The organism is Pantoea hericii (assembly GCF_014155795.1).
In the GTDB taxonomy this organism is placed as follows: domain Bacteria; phylum Pseudomonadota; class Gammaproteobacteria; order Enterobacterales; family Enterobacteriaceae; genus Pantoea; species Pantoea eucalypti.
On the sequence record NZ_SCKV01000006.1, the window covers coordinates 226,622 to 242,410 of the forward strand.

Here is a 15,789-nt window from a genome sequence, read left to right on the forward strand (position 1 = left end):
TTGAATTTGAAGTGATTAAAGTAAATTCTGGTGTCGATTACTTCTGGCTTACATCTCATCAGAACTCTCCTAAAAACTGGCCCTGATAGCAAAGTGACCAATTTCCTCCATTTATCTGATGTTGCATTTTCGGTCCATCTGTAAAACTTCATCTCAACAAACACGGCGCGTCGCGCACGCCGGTTATACCTCAGTTAACGAGGATGCTTTAACAGCAGGATTGCGCGGTAACACTTTTCAGGAGGAACTTCCTGTGAATAAATCAATGTTAGCGGGTATCGGTATTGGTGTGGCAGCAGCGCTGGGTGTTGCAGCCGTAGCAGGCATGAATGTGTTTGATCGCGGTCCTCAATACGCTCAGGTACTCTCTGCAACACCAATCAAAGAGAGCATCAAACAGCCACGTCAGGAGTGCCGGAACGTCACACTGACCCACCGTCGGGCCGTACAGGATGAAAACCGTCTTGCTGGCTCTGTATTAGGTGCAGTGGCAGGTGGGGTGCTGGGTCACCAGTTTGGTGGCGGTCGCGGCAGGGATGTGGCGACAGTAGCGGGTGCGGTAGCGGGCGGGTATGCCGGTAATCAGGTCCAGGGTGGACTGCAGGATCGGGATACCTACACCACAACCGAACAGCGCTGCAAAACAGTTTATGATAAACAAGAGAAAAAACTGGGATATGACGTGACCTATAAAATAGGCGATCAGCAGGGTAAAATCCGCATGGAAAATGACCCCGGCACGCGTATTCCTCTGGATCGCAATGGTCAGCTGGTTCTCAACGGCGACCAGGCGTAATTGGGCAAAGCTTTGCTGCACTCGCGGCCACACAGCACGACGTAATAGTGAAAAAATGAAAAAGGCGCATCGTATGATGCGCCTTTTTTATCGCCATTTCCCGCGCTTTACCGATTAGCTCAGTAGCGCGCGGGCAGAGGTGTTACGCCTGATGCTCAGCCAGTTGTGAAACAAAGCCCTGCACCCACTCCATGCGAATCTTTCTTTCCGACAGCTCGCGGGTAAACCGCAGGCGTGTCGGGCCATCCAGCTTCCACTGCTGTGGCTCTTTCTGCAACAGGCCGATCAGCCATGCTGGATCCACATTGTTCTTCGGCGCAAAATCGAAATAACCGCCTTTGTCGCTGGCTTCGATCTTACGCAGACCGACAGCACGGGCCTTCAGACGGATAATCGCCACTTCCAGCAGATTTCGGGCTGGATCGGGCAGCAGGCCAAATCGGTCGATCATCTCCACTTTCAGCTCCTGTAATTCCTCTTCAACCTCTGCGCTGGCGATGCGCTTATAGAGCGAAAGACGGGTGCTGACATCCGGGATAAACGTCTCTGGCAGCAGGGCGGGCATCCGCAGCTCTACCTCTGTCTGATTACTGGTGAGATCTTCCAGTGACGGCTCGCGACCCGCTTTTAGCGCGTCGACCGCATTCTCCAGCAGTTCCATATAGAGTGTGAAGCCCAGCGTCTCCATCTGTCCGCTCTGCTCATCACCCAGTAGCTCGCCGGCACCGCGAATCTCCAGGTCGTGCGTAGCCAGCGCAAAACCGGCTCCCAGATCTTCCAGAGAGGCGATCGCTTCCAGTCGCTTATGTGCATCGGCGGTCATCGATTTTGGATGCGGCGTTAACAGCCAGGCATAAGCCTGATGATGCGAACGGCCAACGCGACCACGCAGCTGATGCAGCTGTGCCAGACCAAAGTGATCGGCCCGCTCAATGATGATGGTATTGGCAGTCGGAATGTCGATACCGGTTTCGATAATGGTGGTACAGACCAGCACGTTAAAACGCTGATGATGGAAATCGTTCATCACCCGTTCCAGATCGCGCTCACGCATCTGGCCATGACCAATCGCCACACGCGCTTCCGGCACCAGTTCGCTGAGACGCTGCGCCGCTTTCTCAATATTTTCAACGTCGTTGTAAAGATAGTAGACCTGTCCGCCACGCAGAACTTCACGCAGGATCGCTTCACGGATCACCAGATCGTCAAATTCACGCACAAAGGTTTTTACCGCTAAACGGCGGGCAGGCGGTGTGGCGATAATCGAGAGATCGCGCATGCCGCTCATGGCCATATTCAGCGTACGCGGGATCGGCGTGGCGGTCAGGGTCAGAATGTCCACATCGGCACGCATCGCCTTGATGCGCTCTTTGTGACGCACCCCGAAGCGGTGCTCTTCATCAACAATCAGCAGGCCGAGATCGTGCCATTTGAGATCGCTCATCAGCAGCTTATGGGTGCCGATTAAAATGTCGATCTTGCCGTCACTGGCCTGTTCCAGCACCTGTGCCTGCTCTTTGGCGGTACGGAAACGGGAGAGCATCTCAATGCGGACCGGCCAGTTGGCGAAGCGATCGCGGAAGTTATCGTAGTGCTGCTGTGCCAGCAGGGTGGTCGGCACCAGCACGGCCACCTGTTTATGGTTCTCAATCGCCAGAAACGCCGCGCGCATTGCCACTTCGGTTTTACCGAAGCCGACGTCGCCGCACACCAGGCGGTCCATGGCCAGCGGCTGGCACATATCACTCAGCACCGCATTGATTGCCTGCGCCTGGTCCGGTGTGGTTTCAAAGGGGAAGCTTTCGCAGAACAGCTGATACTGTTCACGATTATGCTTAAAGGCAAAGCCGGATTTGGCGGCGCGCTGGGCATAGATATCCAGCAGTTCCGCCGCCACATCACGCACTTTCTCAGCCGCTTTCTGCCGGGCGCGTGACCAGGCATCACTGCCCAGTTTATGCAGTGGGGCGTTATCGTCCGCGCCACCCGCGTAGCGACTGATCAGGTGCAGGGACGAAACCGGCACATAGAGTTTGGCGTCATTGGCGTAAGAGAGCATCAGGTATTCCGCCTGAATACCACCCGCTTCCAGCGTCGTCAGGCCGATATAGCGCCCCACACCGTGCTCCAGATGCACCACCGGCTGGCCGGGGCTCAGCTCCGCCAGGTTACGGATCAGAATGTCCGGATTGATAGTGCGACGGGTATCCTGACGGCGACGACTGACGCGTTCGCCCAGCAGATCGCTTTCGCAAATCAGTGCCCGGTTACCCTGGGTATCAATGAAACCGCGCTCGCTGGCACCAATCATCAGACTGAAACGATCGTCGACGGTTTCATCGAAACGATGTACCGGCTGAGGGCGCAGTTTAATCCGGGCCAGCAGTTCCTGCAGGGTCTCGCGGCGGCCTTCGCTTTCAACCGAGAAGACGACTGCACCGCTGAAGGTTTCAATAAACTGACGCAGATGGTCGAGCGGCGCTTTCGCCTGCGCCTGAACGGCAAGGTCGGGCAGCGGGGTGTAACCGAGATTGGTATTCGCCGCTTTGTCGGGCAGCACTTCATTGGTCATCTGAATGCGTGGCCAGGCTTTCAACTCACCCATCAGGGCATCGGGACGCAGCCACAGGGTAACCGGCTCCAGCAGCGGACGCATCGGGTCAACGCGGCGGTTCTCATAACGCGCCTCAGCATCCTGCCAGAAGCGGCGGGCGCTGCCTTCCAGATCGCCACAGTTCACAATCAGGGTGTTATCTGGCAGATAGCTGAACAGGCTGGGTAACGGCTGTTCAAAAAAGAGCGGCTGCCAGTATTCAATGCCCGCAGGCAGCGTGCCTTTACTTACCTGCTGATAGACATGCTCCGACTCGCGGCGCACATCAAAAATTTCGCGCCAGCGGCTGCGAAACAGCTCAATAGCCGCTTTGTCGCTGGGAAACTCATGGGCCGGCAACAGGTTAATTTCCGGGACGGCTTCCAGCGTACGCTGACTGTCGACGTCGAACAGGCGCAGGCTATCAATCTCATCATCGAAAAAGTCGATGCGATAAGGCTGATCGCTGCCCATCGGGAAAAGGTCGAGCAGGGCGCCGCGCGTGGCGTATTCACCGTGCTCCATCACCTGATCGACATGGCGATAACCGGCCTGCTCAAGCTGGTCGCGCAGCCGGTCGCGTGACAGTTTTTGTCCCTGCTTCATCACCAGCGCATGGCCGTGCAGGAAACTGTGCGGGCAGACGCGCTGCATCAGGGTGTTGACCGGCATGATCAGCATACCGCGCTGCATCACCGGCAGCTGGTAGAGTGTCGACAGTCGCGCGGAGATAATATCCTGATGCGGCGAGAAGCTGTCGTAGGGGAGTGTCTCCCAGTCAGCGAGGTGCGTCACCGGCAGATCGGTAAACTGACGGATCTCATCCAGCAGACGCAGGGCGGTTTGGGTATCGGGGGTAATCATCAATACCGGACCCGCATGGTGTTCGGTAATGCTGGCACACTCCACCGCGTGCGCTGCGCCTATAATCTGGCCAAGCTGACGGTGGTCGCCGGATTTAACGGGCAGGGTATAACGAGTCTGTTCGGGCATGGGATCTCGGGGTTGCTCCATTTTTCCAGGACGTAATCATTCCATATTATGTCAGGGGGATCACCTTTGCGGCACAATTTTCCTGCCGCGCCGCGCTGAATCCAGGGATTGGTCAGCCATTACCTGGCGTCAGCGGTAATGCAGCGGATAGAGAGAGAATAGACGGAGTCTGGCGAGGCAACATAAAAAACCGCCGTCGCTATGCAGCGACGGGGTTAAGCGGGCATTTTATTTTATGGATTGCTGTGTGTAATGCATGCGTGGGCGGTCGATATTTGCCCAGGATAGTTCCTGCTCAGGATGGTAGCTGAGGTTGCCGTCGTCCCACTTTACGTAGTAGCCGGCGGGTGCGTTTCCCTGCTCAAAGACATTGATAATTTCGCCTCTGATCTCCCCGGATTTATGTTTGACGATACTGCCTTTGGGAAATTTCAACATGGTCGCTACCTCTACCGCTGTGCGATAAATTCACCCCTTATCCTGTTACTGATTATAGTCTACACCCCACCTGCGCTGAATAATCAGCCAATAAGCGGCGGCTTTATCGGCTATTCCGCGGCTTTGGGGCAAGAGATGACGCATCCGGATGCAACTTTGCTGCCGACTCAGAGGGTTAGAGGTTTCATAAAGCCAGCCGCTCCTTTATCATCCCACTACCTATTTTCAGGCAACGGCTTACTGGATTCCATGTATCAACCTGTCGCGCTATTTATCGGTCTGCGTTACATGCGCGGACGAGCATCGGATCGCTTCGGTCGCTTTGTCTCCTGGCTCTCAACGATTGGCATTACGCTTGGCGTGCTGGCGATGGTCACCGTGTTATCGGTGATGAACGGTTTTGAGCGTGAACTCGAAGGCAATATTCTTGGGCTGATGCCGCAGGCGCTGATTACCAGCGACAAAGGCAGTCTCAATCCCCAACAGCAACCCGCCGCCTCGCTGAATCTGCAGGGCGTTAACCGCATTGCGCCGCTGACCACCGCCAATGTGGTGCTGCAAAGCCCGCGCAGCGTCTCCGTTGGCGTAATGCTGGGCATTAATCCGGATGAAAAAGATCCGCTGACGCCGTTCCTGGTGAATACCCAGCAGAGCGTGCTGCAGCCCGGACAGTACAATGTCATTCTCGGCGAACAGCTGGCATCACAACTTGGCGTAAAACGTGGCGATCAGCTGCGTCTGATGGTGCCGTCTGTCAGCCAGTTCACGCCAATGGGGCGGGTGCCGAGTCAGCGTCTGTTTACGGTAGCGGGCACCTATGCTGCCAATAGCGAAGTCGACGGGTATCAGATTCTGGTCAATCTGCAGGATGCGTCGCGCGTCATGCGTTATCCGGCCGGGAATATTACTGGCTGGCGACTGTGGCTGGATAAACCGCTATCAGTCGACAGTCTGAGTCAGCAGACATTGCCTGCGGGCCTTATCTGGAAAGACTGGCGTGAGCGCAAAGGCGATCTTTTCCAGGCAGTGCGCATGGAGAAAAACATGATGGGCCTGCTGCTGAGCCTGATCATCGCCGTCGCAGCCTTTAACATCATCACGTCATTAGGCCTGCTGATCATGGAGAAGCAGGGCGAAGTGGCGATCCTCCAGACCCAGGGCCTGACACGCCGGCAAATCGTGGCGGTGTTTATGGTTCAGGGTGCCAGCGCCGGGATTATCGGCACGCTGCTCGGCACGCTGCTCGGCGTCCTGCTCGCCAGCCAGCTCAACAACTTAATGCCGGTAATTGGCCTGTTCCTTGATGGGGCCGCGTTGCCGGTTGATATTAATGTGTGGCAGGTGGTCACTATCGCCCTCAGCGCGATGATTGTGGCGCTGTTGTCTACGCTCTATCCTTCGTGGCGCGCTGCCGCCGTTCAACCTGCTGAGGCTTTACGTTATGAGTAACACTCCTTTGTTGCAGTGCCGCGACCTGTGCAAACGCTATCAGGAAGGCAGCGTGCAGACCGATGTGCTGCGCAATGTGGCTTTCAGCCTCCAGCCCGGTGAACTGACGGCTATCGTTGGCAGCTCAGGCTCCGGTAAAAGTACGCTGCTGCACCTGCTGGGCGGTCTGGATGCGCCGACCTCGGGTGACGTGGTGTTTGATGGTCAGTCACTTAATGCCATGTCCTCATCAGCCAAAGCCGAACTGCGTAACCGCGAGCTGGGCTTTATCTATCAGTTCCACCATCTGTTGCCGGACTTCAGTGCGCTGGAGAACGTGGCGATGCCACTGCTCATTGGCAAAACTGCGAAAGCGGAAGCGCAGGATCGCGCCCGTGAGATGCTGGCGGCAGTCGGTCTGGACCATCGCGCCACGCACCGGCCTTCTGAACTGTCAGGCGGCGAACGCCAGCGCGTGGCGATTGCCCGTGCGCTGGTCAACCGTCCTCGTCTGGTGATGGCGGATGAGCCAACCGGCAACCTGGATGCGCGCAACGCTGACGCTATTTTTGAACTGCTGGGCGAACTGAACGTGCGTCAGGGCACCGCGTTTCTGGTGGTCACGCACGATCTGATGCTGGCAAAACGCATGACGCGACAGATGGAGATGCGTGACGGTCAGTTAAGCGAGCAGCTTACTATGGCAGGAGCGCTGTAATGGGCTCGTCGTTATCCCTGTTGCTGGGCCTGCGCTTTAGCCGCGGCCGCCGTCGTGGCGGCATGGTCTCGCTGATTTCGGTGATCTCTACTATCGGGATTGCGCTGGGCGTGGCGGTGCTGATTATCGGTCTGAGCGCCATGAACGGTTTTGAGCGTGAGCTGAACAATCGCATTCTGGCGGTGGTGCCGCACGGTGAGATCGAGGCGGTCAATCAGCCGTTTCAGCACTGGCAGTCGATGATTGCCCCGATTGAAAAGGTGCCCGGCATTGCAGCGGCAGCGCCCTACGTGAACTTCACTGGCCTGATTGAGAGCGGTGCCCGGCTGGAAGCGCTGCAGGTTAAAGGCGTTGATCCCGCACAAGAGCCGCGTCTCAGCGCACTGCCACAGTTTGTCGCCAATAACGCCTGGTCCACTTTTGCCGCCGGTAAGCAGCAAATCATTCTGGGCGGCGGCATCGCGAAATCGCTGAATGTGAAGCAGGGCGACTGGATCACCATTATGATCCCCAATAACGATGGTGATAACAAACTGCTGCAGCCAAAACGTATCCGGCTTCAGGTCAGCGGTATCCTGCAATTGAGCGGCATGCTCGATCACAGTCTGGCGCTGGTGCCGCTGGCCGATGCGCAGCACTATCTGGAGATGGGTGACAGCGTGTCGGGCATCGCCCTGAAGATGACCGACCCCTTCCAGGCGGTCAAACTGGTGCGCGATGCGGGTGAGGCGACCCGCTCTTACGTCTACATCAAGAGCTGGATTGGCACTTACGGCTATATGTATCGCGACATTCAGATGATCCGCGCGATCATGTATCTGGCGATGGTGCTGGTGATTGGCGTTGCCTGTTTTAACATCGTTTCCACGCTGGTAATGGCGGTAAAAGACAAAAGCAGTGACATTGCAGTGCTGCGCACACTCGGCGCTAAAGATCGGCTGATCCGCGCCATCTTTATCTGGTACGGTTTGCTGGCGGGTCTGCTGGGCAGCGTCAGCGGCGTGGTCGTGGGCGTGCTGGTGGCGCTTAACCTGACCTCGCTGGTGCGCGGACTGGAGTCGATTACCGGCCATCATCTGCTGGCGGGGGATATTTACTTCATTGATTTCCTGCCGTCGGAATTGCACTGGATTGATGTGTTCTCAGTACTGATTACGGCGATTCTGCTGAGCCTGCTGGCGAGCTGGTATCCCGCCAGACGTGCCAGCCGCATTGACCCGGCTCGGGTATTAAGCGGTCAGTGAAAAAATGCGGCGCGAGAGGTTTTCGCGCCGCATCTGTTTAAGACCTTTGCTGTTGGGTTGTGCCCTCAGCAACCGTTACTATCGGGTGATGTTGACCCGGAATCTGTTTAGAGCGGCTCACCGCAGCCGCTACGCCAGGAGATTTTATGCGTACACCACGTCGCCGCATACGACTTGCCCGCCTGAAGAAAACCCGGAGAAAAGTGCATCAGCGCTTTCGCCAGCGCATTTTTGAGCGCGATCGTCAGGCCGAACTTGCCGCCCATCCTCAGCCGCATGTTGTGGTGCTGACCGGCGCAGGCATTTCAGCGGAGTCCGGCATCCGGACCTTTCGCGCGGCTGACGGCCTGTGGGAAGAGCACCACGTGGAAGATGTTGCAACGCCTGAAGGCTTCAGGCGCGATCCCGCGCTGGTGCAGCGCTTCTATAATGCGCGCCGCCAGCAGTTACAGGAGGCGGAGATTCAGCCCAATGCCGCTCATCTGGCGCTGGCAGAACTGGAGCAGGTATTAGGCGATAATTTCCTGCTGGTCACACAAAACATCGACAATCTGCATGAGCGAGCCGGAAACAGTCGGGTGCTGCACATGCACGGTGAGCTGTTAAAAGTGCGCTGTGTCACCAGCGGTCAGGTGATTGAGTGGACCGGTGATATCACGCCGGACGATCGCTGCACCTGTTGCCAGTTCCCCTCTGCACTGCGGCCGCATGTGGTGTGGTTTGGCGAAATGCCGCTGGGCATGGAGCAGATTTATCAGGCGCTTGAACAGGCGGACTACTTTATTGCTATCGGCACTTCAGGCCACGTTTATCCGGCCGCAGGTTTTGTCCATGAAGCCAAAATCCAGGGCGCGCATACCGTTGAGCTGAATCTGGAACCGAGCCAGGTGGGCAACGAATTTGCCGAGCGGCACTATGGTCTGGCGAGCGAAGTGGTGCCGGAGTTTGTGCATAAGCTGCTGCGCGGGCTTTATAAGTAAGCGGGGCGGCTATAACCGCACCCGAGGTTACAGGCAAAATCTGGCCCGATTAGCGGTGAGATCCAGCCTGCACCGGGAACACGGTCAGATCGGAAAGCCGCAAAACCGTCATCCATAACTGCCTGGCCCGCACGATGACGCACCTCATCCCTGAGGTGCGCCCGTAAACAGGCCGACGCTTATGTTATTCAAAACGCGCCCGGATTTTTGTCCCAGCCACGGGACGCTTTTCTCCTCTGACCCTGTAACCGTTGTGTTGAGTCTGCATGCTGCGGTGATTTTCTCGCCGGGTCAAACCGCCTCTTTGTTATTAACATTGCGAGGTTTACTGCAACAATCTTGTAATAAGGCTTTTATTTCGGGCTTATTGCTTTCCCAAAGGTTATCGACAGCGCTAACCTGTCTCCAGATGATTTTACGCAACGTTATAACCGCCGGGTCTGTGAATAATATCGGACGGCACTTTTAAAGGATGGGCTATGGAACAGTTACTTGAGCGCTTTTTAAGTTATGTGGCAGTTGAGACGCAGGCTAAGCCGCAGGCTCGTCAGGTCCCCAGCAGTGAAGGGCAGTGGACGCTGGCGCGTCAGCTTCAGGAAGAGCTGCTGGCGCTGGGTTTTGTCGATGTCACCCTAAGCGATCACTGCTGCGTCATGGGCACATTGCCCGCCAATGTCGACTGGCCGACGCCGGTCATCGGTTTTATCTCGCACATGGATACGTCGCCTGACTTTACGGCAAAACATGTGAACCCTCAGATTATCGAAAATTATCGCGGCGGAGACATTGCCCTGGGTAATGGCAACGAGATTCTCTCGCCAGTGATGTTCCCGGTGCTGCACAAGCTGATTGGACACACACTGATTACCACCGATGGCAAAACCCTGCTGGGTGCGGACGATAAAGCGGGTATTGCCGAGATCATGACGGCAATGGCGCACCTGGCAAAAAGCGACACGCCGCACGGTGCGATCCGCGTCGCCTTTACGCCCGATGAAGAGATTGGTCGTGGCACCTCACATTTTGATGTGGACGCGTTCGCGGCTGACTGGGCATACACCATTGATGGCAGCGATCTGGGCGAGTTCGAGTATGAGAACTTCAATGCCGCCTCCGCCACCGTCAAAATTGTCGGTAATAACGTGCACCCGGGCTCCGCAAAAGGCGTGATGGTCAATGCGCTGGAGCTGGCAAATCAGTTCCATGCTGCCGTTCCGGCCAGTGAAAAACCGCAATATACCGACGGCTATGAGGGCTTCTATCATCTGCATCAGATCAAAGGCAGTGTAGAGCACGCTGAGATGCTCTATATCATTCGTGACTTCGAAACAGAGAGTTTTGAACAGCGTAAACAGACGCTGCTGCAGATTGCAGTGGAGATTAACAAAACGTTGCACCCGGACTGCTCCGTCACGGTTGAGATCACTAACAGCTATCGCAACATGCGTGAAAAGGTCGAGCCGTTCCCGCATATTATCGACCTGGCTTTACAGGCGATGCGTGACTGTGACATTGAACCGGTGGTGAAACCGATTCGCGGTGGTACAGATGGCTCGTCACTGTCGTGGAAAGGGTTGCCTTGCCCGAATATTTTTACCGGCGGCTATAACTATCACGGCAAGCATGAATTCGCGTCGCTGAATATCATGGCGAAGTCGGTGGAAGTGATTGTGCGTCTGTCAGAGCTGGCAGCGCAGAAGAAGAGTTAAATAAAAAGGCTCTCTGCCACAAGGGTCAGAGAGCCTGATTCAGCAGCAGCGCCCGATAGCGCTGTGTTGATTATTCGTCGTCGCCAAAGAACCAGTAACCGGCATTCACCAGACCGGCGATCTGCGCCAGTACGGCGGGATCATCCAGCGCATCACCCAGATCGTCGAGTGTGATGCGATAGTGATTCGCCAGCACTGCCATCACATCGGGGCGTGAACACTCAACCCGCTCGCCGTTGATATAAACCGCGTCGCCAAGGGTCAGAACACGCAGGCCACCTAACCGACTCAGGGTATCACCCTGTTGCAGCGCATCATAAATTTCGTCAGGCTGATAAGGCGGTTCCGGCGGCGCGACGTCGAGTTCGTGACGCGACTGCGAAATAAATTCGCCAAACCACTGCTCAAAATGCTCTGGCTGATTGACCACATCCAGCATCAGCTGACGAACGCCTTCAATCTCCTGCGGCAGGATCTGTGATGGACAGTCGCGAGAAGGCACATCCGGATCGCTAAAGCGCAGGCTGCCCAGCTCATTGGCCAGCGCGTAATCAGCAAAGCCGCTAATTAACTCCCGGCCGCTTGGAGCGCGGAAACCCACGGAGTAGTTCAGGGCGTTTTCCAGTGAGTAACCTTCGTGCGGGAATCCTGGCGGGATGTAGAGAATATCGCCCGGCTCCATTTCTTCATCAATGATGGCATCGAACGGTTCAACCTGCAGCAGATCCGGGTGCGGGCAGTGCTGCTTCATCGGCACTTTCTCACCAACGCGCCAGCGACGGCGACCGGTACCCTGAATGATAAATACATCATACTGATCGAAATGCGGGCCGACACCGCCGCCAGGCACGGCAAAAGATACCATCAGGTCATCGACGCGCCAGTCAGGCAGGAAACGGAAAGGGCGCATCAGCGCGGCAGAAGGCTCATGCCAGTGATTGACCGCCTGGACCAGCAGCGACCAGTTGTTCTCTCCCAGATGATCGTAGCTCTCGAACGGGCCGTGGCTGACCTGCCATTTGCCATCCTGATGACTGACGAGGCGGCTGTCCACCTCGTTTTCCATCGCCAGACCAGCAAGTTCATCCGGTGAAAGAGGATCGACAAAGTTTTTAAAACCACGCTTCAGCACTACCGGGCGTTTCTGCCAGTAGCGCTGAATAAAATCGGGCCAGTTAATATCGAGCTGATAGTCCATAAAAGGGTTCCGCTTAGGGCTGTAAATGCCAGCAAGTATAACAGCCCTGAGGGTTTTCTACTCGCGGCGATGTTCGACTTCCTGGCGCTGAAAGACTACTTCCATGCGTGTTCCGCCAAGTGCGCTGCTGGAGGCAATCACGTTGCCTTCATACTGCTCCAGAATGTCGCGCACCACCGCCAGACCCAGCCCCTGACCGGGACGCAGGGTATCGGCGCGCTGACCCCGGACGAAGACTAAATCACGCTTGCTTTCAGGAATGCCCGGACCATCATCGTCGATATAGAGATGCAGTGCATTTTCGCTCTGATAAGCGCTGACTTCGATAAACTCCAGGCAGTACTTGCAGGCGTTATCCAGCACGTTGCCCAGCACTTCCATAAAATCATTCTGGTCGCCCACAAAGGTCAGCTCCGGGGATATATCCAGCGAAATCGCCACACCCTTGCGCTGATAGACTTTATTCAGCGCCGAACAGAGGCTGTCGAGCAAACCGGACACGGAATGGATGTCGCGCTGCAAGGGGTTGTGGTCGGCCTGCATACTGGCGCGATGCAGATAATATCCGACCTGCTGCGAGATACGGCTGATCTGCTCCAGCATGACCGGCTCAGCCTGCTCTATTGTCAGCTCTTTGCCGTTTCGCAGCGACCGCAGGGTGCTCTGTAAGACGGCCAGCGGGGTTTTCAGGCTGTGGGTCAGATCCGAAAGCGTGGTGCGATAGCGGGTATAACGCTGCCGCTCATTCGTCAGTAACAGATTGAGGTTGCGCACCAGACTGCGCAGCTCCTGCGGTGGATTATCTGCCAGGTTCTCGCGCTGACTGGTCTCCAGTTCACGCACCTGCTGTGTCAGCGCGCCAATCGGTCGCAGACTCCAGTGCGCCGCCAGCCACAACAGCGGAATAATCAGTATCAGGTTGGCCGCCAGCACATAGCTGAACCATGACCAGACCACATCAGAATGCTGCAGCTCCTGCGGGATCGAATCGACGACCACGATGGTGAGCGCAGGGAGATTGGTGGTGGCATCGTAACGGTTAACGGCAACTGAGTGGGTAAAGGTGTCGTTGCTGTCCGTGTCCCAGTCGTTGAGCCGCTGCTTAGCATTCACGTTATTGCCCATCGCCACCATGCTGGTGCGGTTGCTGGTATCAATCTCGTAAAAGTCGGGCTTCAGCAGCCATTCACGACGGATTTTTTTGCGGATCTCAGGCACATCGCGTTGCTGCCACAGCAGCTTACCGTGCTCATCGTAAATGAACACCAGTGTCGGGAAATTGAGTGTCATCCGTTCCGGCTGGGCGATGGTGAGCGTGTTGTCATGCCATTGCGCCAGCGTAAAGAACAGATTGCTCTCGCCGCGCATGACGCGGTAGGTGTTTTTATCGAAACTCACCACATAGCCAATCACGGCGACCATGCCGTAAGAGAGCGAGAGGAAGAGAACTATTGCTGCAGACGCCAGCAGAAAGCGGGCGCGCAGCGAGATAGGGCGATAACGGTTAAACCAGGACATGGTCAGAGATCAAAGCGGTAACCCTGGCCACGGACAGTGGCGATGACGTCGGTTGGGTGCAACGCCAGAATTTTTTTGCGCAGACGCCCCATCAGAACATCGATGGTGTGGCTTTCACGCAGTTCAGCGTCAGGATAAAGCTGCAGCATCAGCGAGTCTTTACTGACCACTTTGCCCGCGTTACGGATCAGCGTCTCGACAATGGTGTATTCAAAGGCGGTAAGCTTCACCGGCTCTTCATTGACCGTGAGTTCACGGCGCGAGAGATCCACCTGAAACGGTGCCATATCGATGATCTGCGACGCATGCCCACTGTTACGGCGCATCAGCGCCTGCAGACGTGCCGCGACCTCTTCAATGTGAAACGGCTTGGTGACGTAGTCATCCGCTCCGGCTTCCAGCGCTTCCACTTTCGCCTGCCAGCCTTCGCGGGCGGTTAGCACCAGAATCGGCTGACGCACGGCATCACTGCGCCAGCGGCGAATCAGCGACATGCCATCTTCATCCGGCAGGCCGAGATCGACCAGTGCGATATCGGGCAGATGTTCGCGAAGAAAATAGTCGGCTTCTTTGGCGTCTTCGGCGGCATCGACCTGATGGCCCATGTCACGTAACTGGACGGCGAGATGATGGCGCAGCAGGGCATTGTCTTCAACAACCAGAACACGCATAGAAATTCCTTACACTCTGTTTGAGTCAACCTGCAGAAAGTATACGCGAAATGTATTAAACAAGATGTTAACGCAGACCGGACGGGGCCGGTCTGCGGCGGGTATTATTTCAGATCGTCAACCATCTGAATAGCGCGGCCAATATAGTTTGCTGGCGTCATCTGCTTAAGACGGACTTTTTCTTCTTCTGGCAACGCCAGACTGTCGATAAACGCCTGCATACCAGCGGCATCCACGCGTTTACCACGCGTCAGCTCTTTCAACTTCTCATAAGGTTTTTCAATACCGTAACGGCGCATCACCGTCTGAATCGGTTCTGCCAGCACTTCCCAGTTGTGGTCCAGCTCATCCAGCAGGCGGTCACGGTTCACTTCCAGCTTCGAGATGCCTTTCAGGGTGGCCTGATAGGCGATCAGCGCATAACCGACGCCCACACCGAGGTTACGCAGCACGGTGGAGTCGGTCAGATCGCGCTGCCAGCGTGAAACCGGCAGCTTGCTGGCCAGATGCTGCATTACGGCATTCGCCAGACCCAGATTGCCTTCCGAGTTTTCGAAGTCGATAGGGTTCACTTTATGCGGCATGGTGGATGAACCAATCTCGCCCGCAATGGTTTTCTGTTTAAAATGGTTCAGTGCCACATAGCCCCAGATATCGCGATCGAAATCGATCAGGATGGTGTTAAAGCGGGCGATACAGTCGAACATCTCAGCGATATAGTCGTGCGGCTCAATCTGCGTGGTGTAGGGGTTCCACGTGATCCCCAGCGAGGTGACAAAGTTCTCGCTCAGTTCATGCCAGTCCACTTCCGGATAGGCGGCAATGTGGGCATTGTAGTTACCGACCGCGCCGTTGATTTTGCCCAGCACCTCGATCTGCTTCAGCTGACGTAACTGACGCTCCAGACGGTAAGCCACGTTAGCCATCTCTTTACCCATGGTCGACGGCGTGGCTGGCTGGCCGTGGGTGCGGGAGAGCAGCGGGATATCACGGTATTCGCTGGCAAGGCCTTTGACAGCGCTGATCAGCTGCTGCCAGTAGGGCAGGATGACGTCACAACGGGCGGTTTCCAGCATCAGCGCGTGCGACAGATTGTTAATATCTTCTGAAGTGCAGGCGAAGTGGATAAATTCAGAAACGGCGTGCAGGGCAGGCAGATCGGCGACTTTCTCTTTCAGGAAATACTCTACCGCTTTCACATCGTGGTTAGTGGTGCGCTCGATAGCTTTAATGCGTGCCGCATCATCTTCAGAAAAACCGGCGACAATCGCATCAAGGAAAGCGTTTGCGTCGGCATCAAATGCAGGAACTTCCTTGATCTCTGCGGTCCCGGCCAGTTTTTGTAACCAGCGAACTTCAACCTCAACGCGGAATTTCAGCAAACCGTATTCGCTGAAAATCGCACGCAGCGGGCTGACTTTATCGCCGTAACGACCATCGACAGGTGAAACGGCGGTCAGAGAGGATAATTCCATCAGTGCAACTCCTGAATCATTTAGCGTG

The 15,789-nt window shown here is 56.0% G+C and carries 12 protein-coding genes; 6 read left to right on the forward strand and 6 right to left on the reverse strand.

The genetic code is table 11. The annotated features are described in order from the left end of the window. The first annotated feature begins 253 nt into the window (after positions 1–253). Positions 254–796 (forward strand): glycine zipper 2TM domain-containing protein, encoded by a 543-nt coding sequence (locus H7K52_RS15060; protein WP_003849847.1) that lies wholly within the window; start codon positions 254–256, stop codon positions 794–796. Between the two features lie 142 nt (positions 797–938). Here H7K52_RS15060 and mfd read toward each other — a convergent pair whose 3' ends face one another. Both mfd and H7K52_RS15070 read right to left on the reverse strand, forming a co-directional pair. Next, the gene (gene mfd / locus H7K52_RS15065; RefSeq protein ID WP_182630182.1) at positions 939–4,382 is read right to left on the reverse strand and encodes a transcription-repair coupling factor; all 3,444 of its coding nucleotides are present in this window, start codon (positions 4,380–4,382) and stop codon (positions 939–941) included. Between the two features lie 228 nt (positions 4,383–4,610). Next, complete coding sequence (locus H7K52_RS15070; RefSeq protein ID WP_003849845.1) at positions 4,611–4,820, reverse strand: hypothetical protein; 210 nt, start codon at positions 4,818–4,820, stop codon at positions 4,611–4,613. A 249-nt stretch (positions 4,821–5,069) separates the two neighbouring features. Between H7K52_RS15070 and lolC the strand changes: the two genes are divergently transcribed. The 5 genes from lolC to pepT all read left to right on the forward strand — a co-directional run bounded on the left by lolC (position 5,070) and on the right by pepT (position 10,899). Further along, complete coding sequence (gene lolC, locus H7K52_RS15075; protein WP_033743171.1) at positions 5,070–6,269, forward strand: lipoprotein-releasing ABC transporter permease subunit LolC; 1,200 nt, start codon at positions 5,070–5,072, stop codon at positions 6,267–6,269. After that, positions 6,262–6,966 carry a lipoprotein-releasing ABC transporter ATP-binding protein LolD gene (gene lolD / locus H7K52_RS15080; protein WP_003849843.1) on the forward strand — a complete coding sequence of 235 codons (705 nt, stop codon included), beginning with the start codon at positions 6,262–6,264 and terminating at the stop codon, positions 6,964–6,966. Before lolC ends, lolD begins: the two co-directional genes overlap by 8 nt. Then, positions 6,966–8,210 carry a lipoprotein-releasing ABC transporter permease subunit LolE gene (gene lolE, locus H7K52_RS15085; protein WP_003849842.1) on the forward strand — a complete coding sequence of 415 codons (1,245 nt, stop codon included), beginning with the start codon at positions 6,966–6,968 and terminating at the stop codon, positions 8,208–8,210. The genes lolD and lolE overlap by 1 nt, the downstream gene beginning before the upstream one ends. A gap of 146 nt (positions 8,211–8,356) precedes the next feature. Continuing rightward, a complete protein-coding gene (gene cobB / locus H7K52_RS15090) occupies positions 8,357–9,190 on the forward strand; it encodes a Sir2 family NAD+-dependent deacetylase (protein ID WP_003849841.1) in 834 nt (277 codons plus the stop codon). A 479-nt stretch (positions 9,191–9,669) separates the two neighbouring features. Next, a complete protein-coding gene (pepT, locus tag H7K52_RS15095; RefSeq protein WP_182630183.1) occupies positions 9,670–10,899 on the forward strand; it encodes a peptidase T in 1,230 nt (409 codons plus the stop codon). Positions 10,900–10,969: 70 nt separating this feature from the next. On the opposite strand, the gene H7K52_RS15100 is transcribed toward pepT, so the two are convergent. The 4 genes from H7K52_RS15100 to purB all read right to left on the reverse strand — a co-directional run bounded on the left by H7K52_RS15100 (position 10,970) and on the right by purB (position 15,761). Continuing rightward, a complete protein-coding gene (locus H7K52_RS15100) occupies positions 10,970–12,097 on the reverse strand; it encodes a ribosomal protein uL16 3-hydroxylase (protein ID WP_008925944.1) in 1,128 nt (375 codons plus the stop codon). 57 nt (positions 12,098–12,154) lie between these two features. Next, positions 12,155–13,615 carry a two-component system sensor histidine kinase PhoQ gene (phoQ, locus tag H7K52_RS15105; RefSeq protein ID WP_003849837.1) on the reverse strand — a complete coding sequence of 487 codons (1,461 nt, stop codon included), beginning with the start codon at positions 13,613–13,615 and terminating at the stop codon, positions 12,155–12,157. A gap of 2 nt (positions 13,616–13,617) precedes the next feature. Continuing rightward, positions 13,618–14,286: a two-component system response regulator PhoP gene (phoP, locus tag H7K52_RS15110; protein ID WP_003849836.1), complete on the reverse strand. Its 669-nt coding sequence runs from the start codon at positions 14,284–14,286 to the stop codon at positions 13,618–13,620. A gap of 104 nt (positions 14,287–14,390) precedes the next feature. Next, positions 14,391–15,761 carry an adenylosuccinate lyase gene (gene purB / locus H7K52_RS15115; RefSeq protein WP_008925945.1) on the reverse strand — a complete coding sequence of 457 codons (1,371 nt, stop codon included), beginning with the start codon at positions 15,759–15,761 and terminating at the stop codon, positions 14,391–14,393. Positions 15,762–15,789 lie beyond the last annotated feature (28 nt).